General features: G+C 70.8%; 13 protein-coding genes. 9 read left to right on the top strand and 4 right to left on the bottom strand.

Translation table 11 applies throughout. The annotated features are described in order from the left end of the window. Positions 1 to 37: 37 nt before the first annotated feature. The 3 genes from ACH4S7_RS24220 to ACH4S7_RS24210 are packed head-to-tail and all read left to right on the top strand — an operon-like array spanning position 38 to position 2,507. Entirely contained in the window at positions 38 to 814 is a 777-nt protein-coding gene (locus tag ACH4S7_RS24220) for an ABC transporter substrate-binding protein (RefSeq protein ID WP_398523347.1), read from the top strand. Continuing rightward, complete coding sequence (locus ACH4S7_RS24215) at positions 811 to 1,611, top strand: amino acid ABC transporter permease (RefSeq protein ID WP_398523346.1); 801 nt, start codon at positions 811 to 813, stop codon at positions 1,609 to 1,611. The genes ACH4S7_RS24220 and ACH4S7_RS24215 overlap by 4 nt, the downstream gene beginning before the upstream one ends. An 8-nt stretch (positions 1,612 to 1,619) precedes the next feature. Then, positions 1,620 to 2,507: an amino acid ABC transporter ATP-binding protein gene (locus ACH4S7_RS24210; protein ID WP_398523345.1), complete on the top strand. Its 888-nt coding sequence runs from the start codon at positions 1,620 to 1,622 to the stop codon at positions 2,505 to 2,507. A gap of 187 nt (positions 2,508 to 2,694) precedes the next feature. Here the strand turns inward: ACH4S7_RS24210 and ACH4S7_RS24205 are convergent, their stop codons facing one another. The 3 genes from ACH4S7_RS24205 to ACH4S7_RS24195 form a co-directional block, all read right to left on the bottom strand. Then, the gene (locus ACH4S7_RS24205; protein ID WP_398523344.1) at positions 2,695 to 3,615 is read right to left on the bottom strand and encodes a S1 family peptidase; all 921 of its coding nucleotides are present in this window, start codon (positions 3,613 to 3,615) and stop codon (positions 2,695 to 2,697) included. A 936-nt stretch (positions 3,616 to 4,551) separates the two neighbouring features. Continuing rightward, positions 4,552 to 5,514 (bottom strand): hypothetical protein, encoded by a 963-nt coding sequence (locus ACH4S7_RS24200; protein ID WP_398523343.1) that lies wholly within the window; start codon positions 5,512 to 5,514, stop codon positions 4,552 to 4,554. Beyond that, on the bottom strand, positions 5,511 to 7,394 hold the full coding sequence (locus ACH4S7_RS24195; protein ID WP_398523342.1) for a protein kinase: 1,884 nt from the start codon (positions 7,392 to 7,394) through the stop codon (positions 5,511 to 5,513). The genes ACH4S7_RS24200 and ACH4S7_RS24195 overlap by 4 nt, the downstream gene beginning before the upstream one ends. A gap of 1,383 nt (positions 7,395 to 8,777) precedes the next feature. Between ACH4S7_RS24195 and ACH4S7_RS24190 the strand changes: the two genes are divergently transcribed. Beyond that, complete coding sequence (locus tag ACH4S7_RS24190) at positions 8,778 to 9,611, top strand: nitroreductase/quinone reductase family protein (protein WP_398523341.1); 834 nt, start codon at positions 8,778 to 8,780, stop codon at positions 9,609 to 9,611. Between the two features lie 46 nt (positions 9,612 to 9,657). Here ACH4S7_RS24190 and ACH4S7_RS24185 read toward each other — a convergent pair whose 3' ends face one another. Beyond that, positions 9,658 to 10,863: an epoxide hydrolase family protein gene (locus ACH4S7_RS24185; RefSeq protein WP_398523547.1), complete on the bottom strand. Its 1,206-nt coding sequence runs from the start codon at positions 10,861 to 10,863 to the stop codon at positions 9,658 to 9,660. Between the two features lie 367 nt (positions 10,864 to 11,230). On the opposite strand from ACH4S7_RS24185, the gene ACH4S7_RS24180 reads away from it, so the two are divergent. The 5 genes from ACH4S7_RS24180 to ACH4S7_RS24160 all read left to right on the top strand — a co-directional run bounded on the left by ACH4S7_RS24180 (position 11,231) and on the right by ACH4S7_RS24160 (position 16,400). Continuing rightward, entirely contained in the window at positions 11,231 to 11,659 is a 429-nt protein-coding gene (locus ACH4S7_RS24180; protein ID WP_398523340.1) for a PPOX class F420-dependent oxidoreductase, read from the top strand. A gap of 393 nt (positions 11,660 to 12,052) precedes the next feature. Continuing rightward, positions 12,053 to 13,165, top strand: a complete 1,113-nt coding sequence (locus ACH4S7_RS24175) for a LacI family DNA-binding transcriptional regulator (RefSeq protein WP_398523339.1) — start codon at positions 12,053 to 12,055, stop codon at positions 13,163 to 13,165. Positions 13,166 to 13,361: 196 nt separating this feature from the next. Then, on the top strand, positions 13,362 to 14,603 hold the full coding sequence (locus ACH4S7_RS24170) for a sugar ABC transporter substrate-binding protein (RefSeq protein ID WP_398523338.1): 1,242 nt from the start codon (positions 13,362 to 13,364) through the stop codon (positions 14,601 to 14,603). A gap of 4 nt (positions 14,604 to 14,607) precedes the next feature. Beyond that, positions 14,608 to 15,573 carry a carbohydrate ABC transporter permease gene (locus ACH4S7_RS24165; RefSeq protein ID WP_398523337.1) on the top strand — a complete coding sequence of 322 codons (966 nt, stop codon included), beginning with the start codon at positions 14,608 to 14,610 and terminating at the stop codon, positions 15,571 to 15,573. Further along, positions 15,570 to 16,400 carry a carbohydrate ABC transporter permease gene (locus ACH4S7_RS24160; protein WP_398523336.1) on the top strand — a complete coding sequence of 277 codons (831 nt, stop codon included), beginning with the start codon at positions 15,570 to 15,572 and terminating at the stop codon, positions 16,398 to 16,400. The genes ACH4S7_RS24165 and ACH4S7_RS24160 overlap by 4 nt, the downstream gene beginning before the upstream one ends. Positions 16,401 to 16,810 lie beyond the last annotated feature (410 nt).

Raw genomic sequence — 16,810 nt, 5'->3', positions numbered from 1 at the left:
GCCCGGTGGTTTACCCGCCGGGGCCCGTACGGGGGCGGTGGCCCTGGGACTCCTCCTCGCCGTGGGGTGCTCATCGGGCGAGGGGGCGGCCGAGGCGGCGGGTGGTGTTCCCGTCGTCGAGAAGGGCCGGCTGACCACCTGCACCCATCTGCCCTACCCGCCGTTCCAGTTCGAGCGGGACGGCGCGATCGTCGGATTCGATGTGTCCCTGATCGATCTGGTGGCGAAGCGGCTCAAGGTCGAGCAGAAGATCGTGGACACGCCGTTCGAGAACTTCAAGACCGGCGCCTTCCTCAACTCCGGCGAGTGCGATCTCGCGGCGGCCGGGATGACGATCACCGCCGACCGCAAGAAGAACGTCGACTTCTCCGTGCCGTACTTCGACGCCACCCAGGCGCTGCTCGCTACCCGGAAGAGCGGTGTCGGCTCACTCGCCGACATCCGGGCCGGGAAGCGGAAGCTCGGCGCGCAGGCCGGGACGACCGGCGAGAGCTACGCCAAGGAACAGGGCTTCGACCCCGTGGCCTTCGAGAGCTCCGACGCGGTCCTCAGCGGGCTGCGTACGGGGCAGGTCGACGCCGTCGTCATCGACTATCCGGTGGTGCGCGGCTGGCTCAAGGACAAGCGGAACTCCGCCGCGTTCACCGTCGGACAGCACATCGAGACCGGCGAGCAGTACGGGGTCTCGGTGAAGAAGGGCAATGAGGAACTCCTCGCCGCGATCGACGGGGCGATCAAGGAAGCCCGCGCCGACGGCACGTACCAGAAGCTCTACGAGGAGTGGATCGGCCCGCTGCCCCAGAGCGCGCCGTGACCCCACGGCTCACCCGGCGCCGGCGCCGACAGTTGTCCCGGGGCGTCCAGTACGCCGTCTTCGTCGCGGTGCTGGTCCTGGTCGGCGCGCTCGCCGACTGGGACCGGCTGGCGAACCAATTCGCCCAGTGGGACATCGCGGCGGAGTTGTTTCCGGACATCATCACGCTCGCCCTGCGCAACACGGTCGTCTACACGCTCTCCGGCTTCGCCCTTGGACTGGTGCTCGGCCTGCTCATCGCGTTGATGCGGCTGTCGTCCGTCGCCCCCTACCGGTGGGTCGCCACCGTCTACATCGAACTCTTCCGCGGCCTGCCGGCCCTGCTGATCTTCATCTTCGTCGGGGTGGCGGTGCCGTTGGCCTTTCCGGGCACCGAGATCCCCGGCGGGACGTACGGAAAGGTCGCGCTCGGGCTCGGACTGGTCGCTGCCGCCTATATGGCGGAGACGATCCGGGCGGGCATCCAGGCGGTGCCCAAGGGACAACTGGAAGCCGCCCGCTCGCTCGGTTTCTCCCATGCGCGGGCGATGGTGTCGGTGGTCGTCCCCCAGGCGTTCCGGATCGTCGTCCCCCCGCTGACCAACGAGCTCGTGCTGCTGTTCAAGGACTCTTCGCTGGTGCTCTTCCTCGGCGTCACGCTGGAGGAGCGGGAACTGACCAAATTTGGCCGGGACCTCGCCGGCGAGACCGCCAACTCCACCCCGATCCTGGTCGCGGGAGTGTGCTACCTCCTGGTGACCGTGCCCCTGAGCCTGGTCGTACGCCGTCTTGAGGCGCGCGGTCGGCGAGCCGAGTGAGGACCCCGATGGCAGCGACGACGACCGGGCCGACGGACGACCGGGCGATCCGGGTCCGGGGGCTGCACAAGGCGTTCGGGGACCATCAGGTGCTGCGCGGTGTCGATCTGGACGTCGCGTCCGGTGACGTGGTCTGTGTGATCGGGCCGTCCGGGTCGGGCAAGTCCACGCTGCTGCGGTGTGTGAATCTGCTGGAGGAGCCCACCGCGGGGCAGGTCTTCGTCGGGGAAACCGAGGTCACCGACCCCGAGGTGGACATCGACGCGGTGCGCCGCCGGATCGGGATGGTGTTCCAGCAGTTCCACCTCTTCCCGCACCTCACCGTCGTCGAGAACCTCACCCTTCCGCAGCGGCGGGTACTGGGCAGGGACCGGGGGCGGGCGGCTGCCGTGGCCCGGGACCGGCTGGCGCGGGTCGGACTCGCCGACAAGGCGGACTCCTATCCGGCGGTGCTCTCCGGTGGACAGCAGCAGCGGGTGGCCATCGCCCGCGCGCTGTCCATGGACCCCGCGGTGATGCTCTTCGACGAACCGACCTCGGCCCTCGATCCCGAGCTGGTCGGCGATGTGCTGTCGGTGATGCGGACGCTGGCCGACGACGGCATGACCATGATGGTCGTGACCCATGAGATGGGGTTCGCCCGGGAGGTCGCCGACCGGGTGGTCTTCCTGGACGGGGGAGTGGTCGTCGAGGAGGGGCCCGCCGCGCGGGTGATCACCGATCCGCGGCACGAGCGGACCAGGGACTTCCTCGACCGGGTCCTGCGCCCGGCGGCGGAGCGCCCGCCCCGTCCCGGTGCGGCACCCGGCCCGGAGAGAGCGGATGGCTCCGGGAGGACGGATGGCTCCGGGAGGGTGGACGGCTCCGGGAGGGTGGACGGGCCGACGCCGGACTGAGGGGGCTGGCGTCGACGGCCGGCGAACGCACCGTACGGTTCCGTCGTTCCCCCGGCGCCAGGGGAACGACGGAACCGTCAGATCCGACTCAGTGGTGTCGCCGTCCTGCTGCCCGGCCCGGTCCTCTGGTTCGAGTTCGAGTTCGAGTTCGGGTGCGAGTCCGGGCTCCGGCTCTTGCGGGTCCTCGTCAGACGATGCTCACGCCGTAGGCGTTCAGCGCCTCCGTCACGGGCTGGAAGAACGTGGTGCCGCCCGAGGTGCAGTTGCCGCTGCCCCCGGAGGTCAGCCCCAGCGCGGTGCTGCCCGAGAACAGGGCGCCGCCGCTGTCGCCCGGCTGGGCGCAGACATTGGTCTGGATCATGCCGTGGACCACGTCGCCGCTGCCGTAGTTGACCGACGCGTTCAGGCCGGTGACCCGGCCGCTGCGCAGACCGGTGGTGCTGCCGCTGCGCTGGACGGACTGTCCGACGGTCGCGTTGGCGGCGCCGGTGATGTCGCGGAAGGTGCCGTTGTAGAGGGAGACCCGGCCGTCGGCTGCCGCGGGGTTGGAGTGCTGGATGATGCCGTAGTCGTTGTTGGGGAAACTGGAGCCCGTACGGTTGCCGAGCAGGCCGGAGCTGTTGGGCCCGGTGTACCAGGTGGAGCCGTTGTTGGTGCAGTGGCCTGCGGTGAGCGCGTAGTAGGTGCCGCCTCTGACGACATTGAAACCGAGGGAACAGCGGCTGCCGCCCGTGTAGATGGCCTGGCCGCCGGCGATGAGCTTGCTGAATTTTCCGGCAGTGCGCTTGATCTCCAAGGCGCCCGAGCGGGCGCCCGCGGCCTTTTCGAGCGCGGCTATCTCGGCGGCCGACACGCTCTGGTCGGCCGTGACGACGACCTTGCCGGTGGTCTTGTCGGTGTACCAGGCGGTGCCGGCGATATCGGCGTCCAGGACGGCGTCGCCGACCTGCGCGAGCTGGGCCGTGGTGGCCCGGCCGCCGTCGCCCGGCTCGGCGACGGCGGCCGGAACGGCAAGCGCGGAGACGGTGACCAGCCCGGCCGCGACGGCGAGAAGCCGTACGCGCCGGGTGGTGACGCCGCCGTGGGGGGAGAGGCGCTTGATCTTCACTGGTGTTTCCTCCGGTGAGGGATCCGGGGCCCGGTGGGGGACGGGCCGTGGGGAACGCGCCGGACAGGGACGCATGGCCTGGCTTGGTCATGGGCCTGTCAACCGGTGCGATAGGAATCCTGGACTCCGGATGGCGGTGCGACAAGATCGGCTTTCGGACGCTCGTGCGCGGTCGGTGGCGGTGCGGACCGGTCCGGGGTGTTGACGCGTGGGCGCGCTCCGGTCGTCGGGGATGCTCCGGGCGCGGCCCGTCGGAAGCATCGGCCGGAGGGGCGCATGGTGTCGACGGATCGTTCGGTCAGGCGGTCCGGGCGGGTCCGGGCGGCCCGGGCGGTCGGGTGCTCGGCGTCCGCCTCCCGCTGTCGCCGCTGCTCAGGAAGGTGCCACCGGCGAGGGCGAGGAGAGCTGACGCGGGCTCACCCGGGGCCGGGTCCGCCGAGTGCCGTCCTCCGGGTGCGGTGGCCGGGCCCGGCGTGTCGCTCGACGGGTGTGGTGGATTCCCGTCGCTCCGGCGGAGGGGGCTCGAAGGGCTCGACCAGGGTTCCCGGACGGCGTGAAGGGGGGCGCGCGATGGCCTCCCGGAGGGCCACTATGGGGGCTGTCGACACCTTTTGGCCGCCGTGCCCGACTGTCTGATTCTGTACGGTCGGCTTGCCAGGTCGGAGCTTCCGCCTCCGTTTCTCGCACGGCTGTACGACAGATGGCTGTCGTGCCGGCTCGGGGAAGTGGGCGACGGCTCATGGTGTGCTCATGGCGACTTGGGGTGGCTCATGGCAATTTCGGGGGGCTCATGGGTGCTCGGGTGGTGGGTGTTGGCTGTCGCGCGGCCGCGGCCGTGCCGTCCCCGTGGTTCGGCGGAGACTTCCCCGATTGTCGTCAAGAAGACGAGATGGAGGGCGGGGTTGGGCGGGGTGATTCGCCGCCGCCGCGGCCGGATCAGTCGCAGCGGTAGACGAATCGCGTGGTGGACCGGTGGGCCGACGGCGAGATGATCCTCAGCTCGACGCTCGCGCGGTACTCGCCCCGGCCGCGGAACGACCACAAGAGGCTCACCTTGGCCTCCTCCTGACCTCGGCTCAGCTTCTCCCGCAGTTGGCCGGATGCGGTGCCGTCGCTGCGCTCCCAGCGGTAGACGAGGGTGCCCGGTCGGCCATTGGTGCGGACGAATCCGACCACGTCGGCGGTGCCGTCGCAGCCCGGTGCGGGTGCCGGGGGTTGGACGCGCACCCGTGTCACCGAGAGGGGGGTTCCGTAGCGCTGCCAGGCGAGTGCGGCGAGTACGGCCACCAGTAGCGTCGCGGCCAGGAGGTACCGGCGCGGTCGGCGACGGTGCCCGCGCGGGGGTCCGGGGCGCGCCCCGCCGACGGCGCCGTGCCAGACGGCGGTGGTGACGCCGTCCCGGGGAGCGGGTGCGGGGGCGGGGGCGGGGGCGGGTGTGGTGCCCGGGGGGCGCGGGGGCACACCGGGGCCGAAGCGGAGCACCTCGCCCTCCACCCGGTCGGGAACGGCGTCGAAGTGCGGGGCGCGCCCGATCGGCGTGGCGCTCCCGGAGTCCGGCCGGTCCACGGGCCCGGGCCGGCGCCCTGAGCCGGCCCCCGGTTCCGCCTTCGCTCCTGCCCCCGGTTCCGGTTCCGGTTCCGGTTGTTCCGCGATGGTGGTCGGTCGGGCGTCCGGGTCGGACTTCGCGACGGCATTCGGTTCGGTACGGGGCTCCGCTCCGGTTCCGGGAACGGCGATCGGCTCCGTGCGGGGCTCCCGCGTGGGGCGGGACTCGGGACGCTCGAACCAGTGGCTGCCGAGTGCCGTTGCGCTGTAGCCGTCGTCGTCGCCCACGTCTCCGTCCGGGGCGCCGTCTCCGGGCCCGTCGCCCCTTTCACGGGAGGAATGGGAATCGCTCATCCGACCGAGCACCCCCGGCTGATCTGCTGCGAGGCTGCGCCGTTCCCGGCGGCGGGATCGGTCGTCGCCCGCACTCCGACGTAGCAGCCGTTCCCCCGGAACGTGTGGAGCGGTGTGATGGTGTACTCCCGCGCACCGCTGCGCCGGAAGGTCTCCGTCCCGTCGGGCGTGCCGAGTTCTTCCGGCGTGTCGCTGGTGAACCAGGTGACGGTGACGGTGATCGGGCCGGTCCCGTCCGCCGTGACCACGACGGTGGCCGCCGCGCCCGCCCTGGCCGTCAGCCGCAGATCGCTGACCGAGACGGACTTCACGCGCGTCGCGGGAGGGGTGGTGGAACCGGTGGGGCTCGGTTCGGGTGACGCGGTCGGCGTGGGTTCCGACCTCGAGGAGGAGGGCCGGGGAGTGGGGGCGGCGGACGGTGTTCCCGGCCCCGGCGCGGGTGCCCCGGGTCCGGGTGCCGGGTTCCGTGTCGGCGGGGGCGTCGGGGGATCACCGATGAGGCGCGGGGCAGGGCCGGACCGGGACGGATCGGACCGGAACGACGGGGCGACCGGGACCGGGGTGCCGGGGGTCGGCGGTGCTGGGGTGCTGGTTCCCGCCGCGGGGGTCGCGCCGGTAGTGGCGAGGGCGCGCGAGACCGGCCGGCCGGACGGCCCGCCCGCCACGGCGAAGACGAAGGAGAGCGACCCGGCGAGCACCACCAGCGCGGTGACCACCAGGGCGGCCGGGCCGGTCGGCACACCCCACCGGCTCGACGCCGAACCGGCGCCCCGCCCGCTCCTGCTCCCGCTCCTGCTCCATCTCCCGGAGCCGGAGCCGGAGCCGGAGCCGAAGCCGGAGCCGAAGCCGGAGCCATGCCCGCTCCGCCCGACACGTCTGCCACGCCCTCCGGAGCCGGCGCCCCGTCTGCCGCGCCCGGCCCGCCGCACGACGTGGGCGCGGCCCGGGACACCGGCCCCCGGGCCCAGCGTCGTGGTCGCCGTATCGGTGGTGCCGGCCGCATCGCCGCCGATCGATGAGGGGAGGAGCAGCGGCAGCAGGGCGGCCAGCGCGGCGAGTCTGCGCTGTCCCCGTTCCTCCCAGTCCGCGCCGTACGCAGCGCCGGCGATCTCCTCCAGTTCCGCGACGAACGCCGTGGCGTCCACCGGCCGATCCGCGGGGTTCTTGGCCAGTCCGCGTCTGATCAGCGGGCGTACCGCCTCCGGCGCGTCCTGGTCGGGGATCGGCGCGTCGATGTGCTGGAGCGCCAGCTCGGCGACGGTCCCCCCGGTGTACGGCTTGTTCCCGGTCAGGCACTCGTGGAACACCGCGGTCGCCGCGTAGACATCGGCGGCGGGCGAGGCGGGCTCCCCCTGCCACTGCTCCGGGGCCATGTACGCGGGGGTCCCGGCCACCTCGGACAGCGAACCGCTGCCGACGGCGATACCGAAGTCGACCAGCGCGGACAGACCGTCCGCCGAGACCAGGACGTTCTCCGGCTTGTAGTCGCGGTGCACCACACCCGCCCGGTGTGCGGCCGCCAGCCCCAGCAGCGAGCCCTTGAGCACCGCCAAAGCCGCCTCGGGTCCGGTGGCCCCCTCCTGACGCAGCAGTGCCCGCAGGGCCATGCCGTCGATCAGTTCCATGACGATGGCGGCACCGCCGGGCGCCTCGACATACTCGTACAGGCTCACCACATACGGTGACGCGAGCCCGCCGATGAGCTGTGCCTCCCGGCGGAAGTCCCGGACGAAGGTGATGTTGGTCCGGAGCCGTTCGGCGAGATATTTGACCGCCACCGGTAATGCGGTGGCGTCGTGGACGGCCAGGACGACCCGCCCGCTGGCGCCGGAACCCAATTCCCGGGACTCCGTGTATCCGGGCACTGTCCACGCGTTCATCCGGCCCCCTCGCCGCGGTGGCTCGCTCGCCGTGCTCCGTCCGCCGCGGTCGTCGGCGCGCGACCGCCGAACGGTAGCCCACCGGCTTCTCCCACCGCAGGGCGGAAACGCGTCAGGACCGGTTTCCCGGCTGCTGGTGTGTGAAGGGGGCGCACGGGGGCGAGCGCCGCGTCGGGGTGACTTCCGGACGCCCCCGAGGTGCGGTGGGGGATCCGGGCGGGGGCCGGCGACGCCGGGCCGGATTCCGCGGCCCCGGGCGCCGTACGCTCCGGCACCCACGGCTCCCGGACCAGGTCCGGAGAACGAAGGAGCCCCGACTGGACGGGGGGGACCAGCCGGGGCGGTACAGCACGGTCACGGAGGGCGGTCGCCTCTCGGCGAGGGGCGCCATGGGGCTTCAGCCGAACGATCTTCCCCATGGGCCGGGTGTGGGCCCGGGGACACTGCCCCTCCGTAGCCGCATACGGTTCAACGGGCGACTCGCCCGTGTTGTTCCCCGGCCGTCTCCGTACGGAGATGTGAGGTGGGGCACCGCCACGGCCGCGCGGTGATCGTCCGGCGCGTCAGCGCCTGTCATCCGCAAGGACGCGGGCGGCGCGGCGCGCTCCCCGGCCGGGAACTTCACCAGCGGCACACGGCCCGTCGAGGCCGCGTACATCGCCAGGCCGGTGCCGACGCGGATGCCGGTGCGCATGATCCGGCCGGTGGCGACCCGTGCGGCACCCGATCGTGTCGCCGTCGAGAGACCCGTCCGCGAATCGGAGTCCCGTGGCTGCTCCCCGTGCGCGGTCCCCGTGGGCGGGGGCGCTGCGGAAGTCCGGCCGGGAAGCCGAGTGGTTGAGCGTCCTCGAATTCAACGAGGCATACGCGGCCGAGGTGTTCTTCTGTCTCGGGCGGCGGCCGGTACGTCGATCCCGCCGTGATCAATCCGCGCGGCGCCGGACCATCGGCGGGGGATATCGGCATTGCCCATCACCTGTTCGAGCCGATAACATCCCCGATGTGACTGCCGGGTCGGCCATGTGCCACAAGCGAGTAGGGTTCCCGGCCTCGGCGTGATGCCGGGGCGGGCGCGAGCCCCGCCTTTTCCCTCCGTACACCGTGTGCCGTGTGCGATCTGTTCTGCGCTCTCGCGTGTTCATTCCGCGTGTTCCGTGCGCTCGTGCTCGGTGTATTCGGTGTATCCAGTCTCCTCAGTGTGTTCCGTGGGCCCGTCGTGCTGTTCGGCGCGCCCGGTCCCACCACACCGCCCCGCCCCCGTAACGCCGCACGCCGCGTGAGCGTGCCGGCTCGATTCCTCATGTCCGCGTCCGCCTCCGGGCGGCTGTTCGCCATGCCCGTACGCGGTGCGCGGTCTCCGCAGAACCACAGAGAAAGAAGCGAATGCCCAACGATTTCAACCAGCGGATCATCGACGAGTTCCGCGCCAACGGAGGCCGCGTCGGCGGCCCCTTCGAAGGGGGCCGGCTGCTCCTGCTGACCACCACCGGCGCCCGGTCCGGCGCCCGCCACACCACTCCCGTCGGCTATCTCCCCAACGGTGGCGACAGCGTGCTCGTCATCGCGTCGGCCGGGGGCGCGCCGCACCATCCCGACTGGTACCACAACCTGGTGGCCGTCCCCCGGGTCACCGTCGAGAGCGGCGTCTTCACCTATGACGCGGAGGCCGCCGTCCTGACCGGCGACGACCGTGACCGCGCCTTCGCCCGCGCGGTCGAATCCGACCCCGGCTGGGCCGAGTACCAGGCCAAGACCTCGCGGATCATTCCCGTCGTCGCCCTGACGGAGATCCCGGCCGGGCCCCCGAATGTGTCGGCGGCTTCTTGGGGCGATGCGGTGAAGCTGATTCACGACGGATTCCGGAGTGAACTCGCCCTGATCCGGCAGGAGATAGCGGATTCCGGCCCCGGTCTGGGCGCGCAGCTTCGGATCAACTGCCTGAGCGTCTGCCAGGGGCTGCACAACCACCACACCGGCGAGGACAAGGGCATGTTCCCGATGCTCGGCGAGCGCCATCCCGAGCTGGCGCCGGTGCTGGACCGGCTGCGGCGGGAACACGAGAAGATCGCCGCCCTCATCGAGGAACTCCAGCGGGTCATTCGGGTGGACGGGGCCGATCCGCTGGTGGTGCTGCCGGAGGTCGAACGACTCACGGATGAGCTGGAGAGCCATCTCCGCTACGAGGAGGAGCAGTTGATTCCGCTGCTCGACGCCTGATCGGACGCTTCCCGGGCCGCCTTCGCCGGCGACCCGGGAAGGGGTGTCATCCCGTACGGTCCGCTTCCCGGGAGCGGAGCGTACGGAAGAACGCCCGGACGTCACCGACCAGCGCCTCTGGTTCCTCCATCGCCGGAAAGTGCCCGCCGCGGTCGAATTCCGTCCACCGCACGATGGTGTTCGTCTCCTCCGCGATATGCCGGAGCGGAATGAAGTTCTCCTCCGGGAAGACGGCGAGCGCGGTGGGCACGGTCGACGGGGCGGGCGGTTCGCCGAAGTAGTCGGCGTGCGCGCGCTCGTAGTAGATACGGGCGGCTGACCCGGCCGTCCCGGTGAGCCAGTACAGCATCACCGTGGTGAGCAGCAGGTCGCGGTCGATGGCGCCGTCCGGGCGGTTCCGGGTGTCCGCCCACTCGTGGAACTTCTCCGCGATCCAGGCGAGTTGACCGACGGGGGAGTCGGTCAGGCCGTACGCGAGGGTCTGCGGCCGGGTCGCCTGGATATCGGCGTACCCCTGCCGGTCCCGGCTCCACTCCCGGCCGCGCCGCCAGGACGCCAGCGTCCGTTCCCGCTCGGCCGGGGAGAGGGCGGCCAGTTCCCCGGGGCCGGGTTCGGCGGTGACGGAACCGCCCGGCAGCAGATTGAGATGTACGCCGATGACCCGGTCCGGATGGGTCCGCCCCAGCTCCCGCGAGATCGCCGAACCCCAGTCGCCGCCCTGCGCCCCGTACCGCTCATGGCCCAGTCTGCGCATCAGCTCCCCGAACGCCGCCGCTATCCGGCGCGGCTCCCAGCCCTTGTCGCGGGTCGGTCCGGAGAGACCGAAGCCGGGGATGCCGGGCACGACCAGATGGAAGGCGTCACGGGGGTCGCCACCGTGGGCGGCGGGGTCGGTGAGGGGGCCGGCGATCCGCAGGAACTCGGCGATGGAGCCCGGCCAGCCATGGGTGATGATCAGCGGGGTGGCGTTCGGTTCGGGCGAGCGGATGTGGGCGAAGTGGATGTTCGCCCCGTCAATGACCGTGGTGAACTGGGGCCACTCGTTGAGCGCCGCCTCGGCGGCCCGCCAGTCGTAGCCGTGCCGCCAGTACCGGACGAGCTCCTGGAGACGGCCGAGGGGCATCCCGTAATCCCAGCCCACGCCGGGCAGTTCGTCCGGCCAGCGGGTGCGGTCGAGGCGTTGCCACAGATCGTCCAGATCGCTCTGCGGGATATCGATACGGAAGGGCCGGATGCTGTCGTCGGAGGAGATCGTCACGGCCGGGGATGCTATCCCGCCCGCGGTACCCGGCACGGCCCGACCCGTCGCTCGGCGCGCGGGGGGAGGGAATGCGCCCCCCGGCGGCCCGGCCCCCCGACCGGGTCGCCTTCGCCCAAGGACGGAACACTCACCGTACCCCCGGACGGTGTATCGCCGGAGGGCTCGAATGGGACACCGACTGGCCGATACGAGTCTCCGGCCGGCGCCCGCCGTCAGACGGGGTGCCCCCGCGGGGGGTCCGGACGCCGTATGGAGCATTTCGGCGGTCGTCCCGGCCGGGGCGGGCGGATGGTGTGAGGAGGAACAGCGCACCGCTCCCGCCGGCCCGCGGCGGGCGGGTCAGAGAGGACGCACCGCCATGCAGTTCACCGACGAGGAGATCGCCTATCTCCAGTCCCAGCCGCTCGCGCGGTTCGCGAGCGTCGCGGCCGACGGGCAGCCGGACGTGGTTCCGGTGGCCTATGAGTTCGACGGGGCCTACTTCTGGGTCGGTGGTGGTGGGCGAGCCGTCACCGGGACCCGTAAATTCCGCAATGTCCGGGCGGGGAACCCGAAGGTCGCCCTGGTCATCGATGACATGGTCTCCCTGGACCCGTTCATCGCCCGCTGTATGCGGATCTACGGGCTGGCCGAGGAGCCCTTCGACCGGGTGGGACTGGTCGGCCCCGGCACCTATCTACGGATCGCCCCGACCCTGAGCTGGAGCTGGAACCTGGAGGGATATCCGGCCGGTCCCGACTGGTACGTGCCGCGACGCACGGTGCACGCTCCGCCCGCCACGGGCTGAACCGGTCTCTTCCGGCCACCCGGGCGGCCCGGGGTGCGCTTTGTCCGGTCGCAGCCTCCGGCGTTCGCGGCGGTGATGGCGACAGGGCCGGCTGGGGACCGGGTGATCGTGGGCGCGGAGGGGTGCCCTCCGGCGCGAACTTACGGCCCTCGGCCCGCGCGGTGCGAGGGTGCCGCCGGGACCGCGGCCCACGATCTAGACAGTGGCCGAAAGTAGTTGTGTGCTGGCCCGGGAGTGATGAAGAGGAGCCCACCACCTTGCTTGGCGGGAGCCGGGCGACCTAGGGTGAATGCGCTTTCAATCGCACGAGCACAGGGTGTTCCGACCGCGATTCGGCACAGAACAGCGATCGGAACAGCGATCACAGGACAGAAGAAGCGGACGGTCGGACGGTTGAGCACTCCCACTGTGTACGACGTCGCCGAGCGGTCGGGCGTCTCCATCGCGACGGTCTCGCGGGTCTATCGGAACCCCGACTCGGTCCGCGCCCAGACCCGGGACCGGGTGCTGGCGGCGGCGCGGGCACTCGGCTATGTCCCCAGCGGGAGCGCGCGGGGGCTCGCGAGCCGCACCACCGGCGTGCTCGGACTCTGCTTCCCCGACTACACGGACCCGGACGCGGAGGCCGACGGAGTCGACGCCGAGGACGACGACTCCGGCGTCATGCTCTATTTCGACCAGATCCTGCGCGGGATGGAGCGGGCCGCCAGACGCCATGGCTACGCGCTGCTCATCGCCGCGTCCCCGGAGAGCGGGCCGCGGAGTCTGGTGGAGCAGGTCGCCGGGCGGGTCGACGGCTTCGCCGTGCTCGCCCGGACGGTGCCCACCGAGGACCTGGAGGTGATCTCCCGGCGGCTGCCGGTGGTGATGCTCGCCGGGCCGCGCGAGATCGACCACCTCGACCATATCGAGGTGGCCAACGCGGATGGCGAACGTGAGCTCACCCGCCATCTCATCGAGGACCACGGACTGCGCCGGCTCGCGTTCATCGGGGGCGAGCTGGATTCACCGGATGCGCTGGCCCGCTTCGCCGGCTTCCGCGCGGCATGCCGTGACGCCGGCCTCCCGGTGCCCGACGAGCCGGCGGTTCAGGGCGTGATGATGACCCGGGCCGAGGGCGCGCGAGCCGCCGAGACGCTGCTCGACCGGGCGGGGGAGCGCCCCCAGGCGATGCTGTTCGCCAATGACCAGATGGCGGTGGGGGCGTTGCACGCCCTGGAGCGGCGCGGTGTGCGGGTGCCGGAGGACATCGCCGTGGCCGGCTTCGACGGGATCCCGCTGAGCCGGATCGTGCGACCGGCGCTGACCACTGTGCGCCAGCCGATGCTGCGGCTCGGCGAGGAGGCGGTGGGCCTTCTGGTGCGGCGTCTCCAGGACCGCACCCGCGATCCGGTCTCGCTGATGCTCCCGGTGTCGGTCGCCCGGCGGGCCAGCTGCGGCTGCGGCCCGGACGGTCCCCGGGCGTCCGCCGCACCCGCTCCACGTGTGCGGGGAGAAGCGGAATAAGTCACAACCGCTTCTGATTCGCAAACACCCGGCCTAGCGTGCAGAGGTCGGGTGTTTTGATGTCCGCGTCGTTACCGAAGCGTGATCACAAGGGTTCTTGCGGATGTCCGGGCCGCTGTCGCAGGGTGATGTATGCGCTTACAGGCAGCGCATACATCACCGGTTCGTCGTGCCGGAAAGCTCAAGGAGGAGCCCCATGCACCGCACTGCCAGAACAGCCTCGGTCGCCGTCGCGCTCGCGGCCACGTTCGGAATCTCCGCGTGCGGCAGCTCGGGCGGGGCCGGGCTCTCGGCCGACGAGAAGCAGACCCTGACGGTCTGGGCGATGGGTACGGAGGGCGAGAAGCTCGGCGACGTCGCCGCCGCCTACAAGAAGCAGAACCCCAATGTCACGGTGAAGGTGACCCCGGTGGGCTGGGACGTCGCCCATCAGAAGCTGGTCTCCGCCGCCGCGGCCGGCACCCTGCCGGATGTGACGCAGATGGGTTCCACCTTCATGGGCGAGTTCGCCGAGCTCGGCGTCCTGGAACCGGTGGACACCGAGCAGTTCGCGAAGGACGATTTCTTCCCGGCCGCCTGGGACGGCAATGTCGTCGACGGCAAGGTGTACGGAGTCCCCTGGTACGTCGACACCCGGGTCCTCTACTACCGGACCGACCTGGCCGCCAAGGCCGGTGTCACCAAGGCGCCCGCCACCTGGGCGGAGATGTCGGCGCTCGCGACCGCCTACCAGGACAAGGCCGACACCAAGTGGGGCATCTCCCTCCAGCCCTACAACCTCGACGCCTGGCAGAACTGGCTGCCCTTCTTCTACTCGGCCGGTGGCGAACTGATCAAGGACGGTAAGCCCGCCCTGGACAGCGAGGCCGCGGTCACGGCCCTCGCCGAGTACGCCTCGTACTTCGAGAAGGGCCTTGCCAAGAAGAGCGTCCAGCCCGGCTATGACGTCATCAAGGACTTCGGCAACGACAGTGTGCCGATGTTCATGTCCGGGCCCTGGCAGACCACTAACATCGCTGACAACCAGCCCGAGCTGAAGGGCAAGTGGGCCGCCGCGCCGATACCCGCCGGCGCCTCCTCCACCTCCTTCGCGGGCGGTTCCAGTCTCGTCATCGCCAAGGACAGCGAGCACAAGGCCGCCGCCCGCGAATTCATCAAGTACCTCACCGACGCCAAGGGCCAGGCTGACTGGTACGAGCGCACCACCGATCTGCCGGCCAACAAAGCCGCCTGGAACGAGGGCAAGCTCGCCGCCGACCCGAACCTCAAGACCTTCCGCACCCAGATGGAGACCGCCAAGGCGATACCGGCGCTCGCCCAGTGGGCCGAGATCGGCTCCAAGATCGATGACGCGATCGAGTCGGTGACCCAGGGCAAGGCCAGCCCGGCAGAGGCGGCCAAGAAGATGCAGTCCGCCACCGCGGGCCTTGTGGAGTAGTGCCGTGAGCACTGTCACCGAAACGGTCGCGAAGGACCAGGCGGGGGCGCGCGGACCGTCCCCGGCCGGGCGACCGCCGCGCAAACGGCGCGCCGGCGTCCAGAACCTCGCCGGCTGGCTCTTCTCCACCCCCTTCCTGGTGCTGTTCGCGGTCTTCATGGCCCTGCCGATCATCGCCACACTGGTGATGAGCTTCACCGACTTCGGGCTGCGCAATGTCACCGACCCGTTCTCGGCGGAGTTCATCGGCTTCGAGAACTACACCAAGCTCTTTCAGGACGAGAAGTTCCTCGAATCGCTCTTCAACACCGCGTACTTCGTCGTGGTGGGTGTACCGCTGACCATCGCGGCCGGACTGGTCATCGCCGTGCTACTGAACAACGGCATCGGCCGAATGCGCTCCTTCTTCCGGATCGGTTTCTACGCTCCGGTCGTCACCAGCATCGTCGCCATCGCCGTCGTCTGGCGCTTCGTCCTCGACCCGGCCGACGGCCTGGTCGCGGGCGTCGCCGCCGAACTGGGGATGACCTCGCCCGACTTCCTCGGCTCCGAGACCCTCGCCATGCCCTCCCTGATCGTGATGGCCGTGTGGCGCAATCTCGGCACGGTCATGGTCCTCTTCATCGCGGGTCTCCAGTCCATCCCGACCGAGGTCCGGGAGGCCGCCAAGCTGGACGGGGCCGGCATGTGGCAGGAGTTCCGCACGATCACCGTGCCCCTGCTGCGTCCGACCCTGCTGTACGCGACCGTGATCACCACCATCGGCTATCTCAATGTCTTCGAGGAGCCGTTCGTGATGACCAACGGTGGCCCGTCCAACAGCACGCTGACGGTCTCCCTCAACATGTACCGAGAGGGCTTCAACTTCTTCCACATGGGCTACGCGAGCGCCATGGCGTATGTCCTGTTCGTCGTGATCATGGGCATCACTGTGCTCCAGCTCCGTCTGCTGAAGGACAACACCAAATGAGCGCCGAACGACTGAAGAAGCCCGCGGCCTATCTGCTGCTCAGTGTGGGTCTGGTCCTGATGGCGACGCCCTTCCTCTGGATGGCGCTGTCCTCCTTCAAGACCAAGCCGGAACTCGCGGCCAGCCCCCCGGTGTGGATCCCCACCGAATGGACGCTGGCCAACTTCCGGGAACTCCTCGACCTGCTCGATCTGCCGGCCTATTTCCTCAACTCCACCATCGTCGCCAGCCTGGTCACCATCTCCAATCTGCTGTTCTGTTCGATGCTCGGCTATGCGCTGGCCAAGCTGAACTTCGCCGGCCAGAACAAGGTCTTCGGTCTGGTCCTGGGCGCGCTGATGGTGCCCGGCAACCTGATGCTGCTGCCGCTCTTCGTGCTGATGAGCAAGATGCAGCTCATCGACTCCTACGCCGGTCTCGTCCTGCCCTTCGCGGCCGGTGCCTTCGGGGTCTTCCTTATGCGGCAGTTCATGCTCTCCGTCCCGGACGAATTGCTGGAGGCCGCACGGCTGGACGGTGCCGGAGAGTGGTACATCTTCTGGCGGATCGTGATGCCGCTGGTGAAACCGGCCCTCGCGACGCTGGCGATCCTTACGTTCCTCCAGTCCTGGAACAACTTCGTCTGGCCACTGATCGCCACCAACGATCCCGATAAATACACCCTGCCGGTGGCGCTGGCGACCTTCGCCACCGACCCCAACCGGGCCAATGGCGCCAATGGCGTCCTGATGGCCGGCTCCTTCCTGGTGGTGCTGCCCGTGCTGCTCGTCTTCGCGGTACTGCAGCGGCACTTCACCCAGGGCATAGCGACCGCCGGTCTGAAGTAGCGCGGTTCGACCTGGCCCACCCGGCCCGCGGTAGTCCGGCCAGAAGGGGCCCGGTCTGCGGCAGTCCGGTCCGAAGAGGCCGGGCGGGCGATGGCCCCGGCCGGTCCCCCCGGGCCGGGCGGTGGCGACGCCCGGCCCGAGGGGGACCGGCTCGGGAGGACCGACCGGAACGAGCACGGTCCGCACCCGACCGGCTCGGCTCGACACGGCCCGCCCGTGAACCGCCGGGCGGCCTCCGGGGCCCTGTCCGAGGGCCCCGGAGCCCCTCGCCTCCAGCTCACCCCGGCCCCGGCTCACCCCGGCCCCGGCTCACCCCGGCCCTGGCTCACCCCGCTCCGGGCCACCTTCCAGGCTCCCCAACGAACTCCAGCGGCGTCCGCGCCGCCGCCGTACCACCCCACACCCCCCTA

The sequence above is a fragment of the Streptomyces sp. NPDC020965 genome, assembly GCF_044333555.1.
Taxonomy (GTDB): domain Bacteria; phylum Actinomycetota; class Actinomycetes; order Streptomycetales; family Streptomycetaceae; genus Streptomyces.
This window is presented reverse-complemented; position numbering and strand designations above follow the sequence as displayed.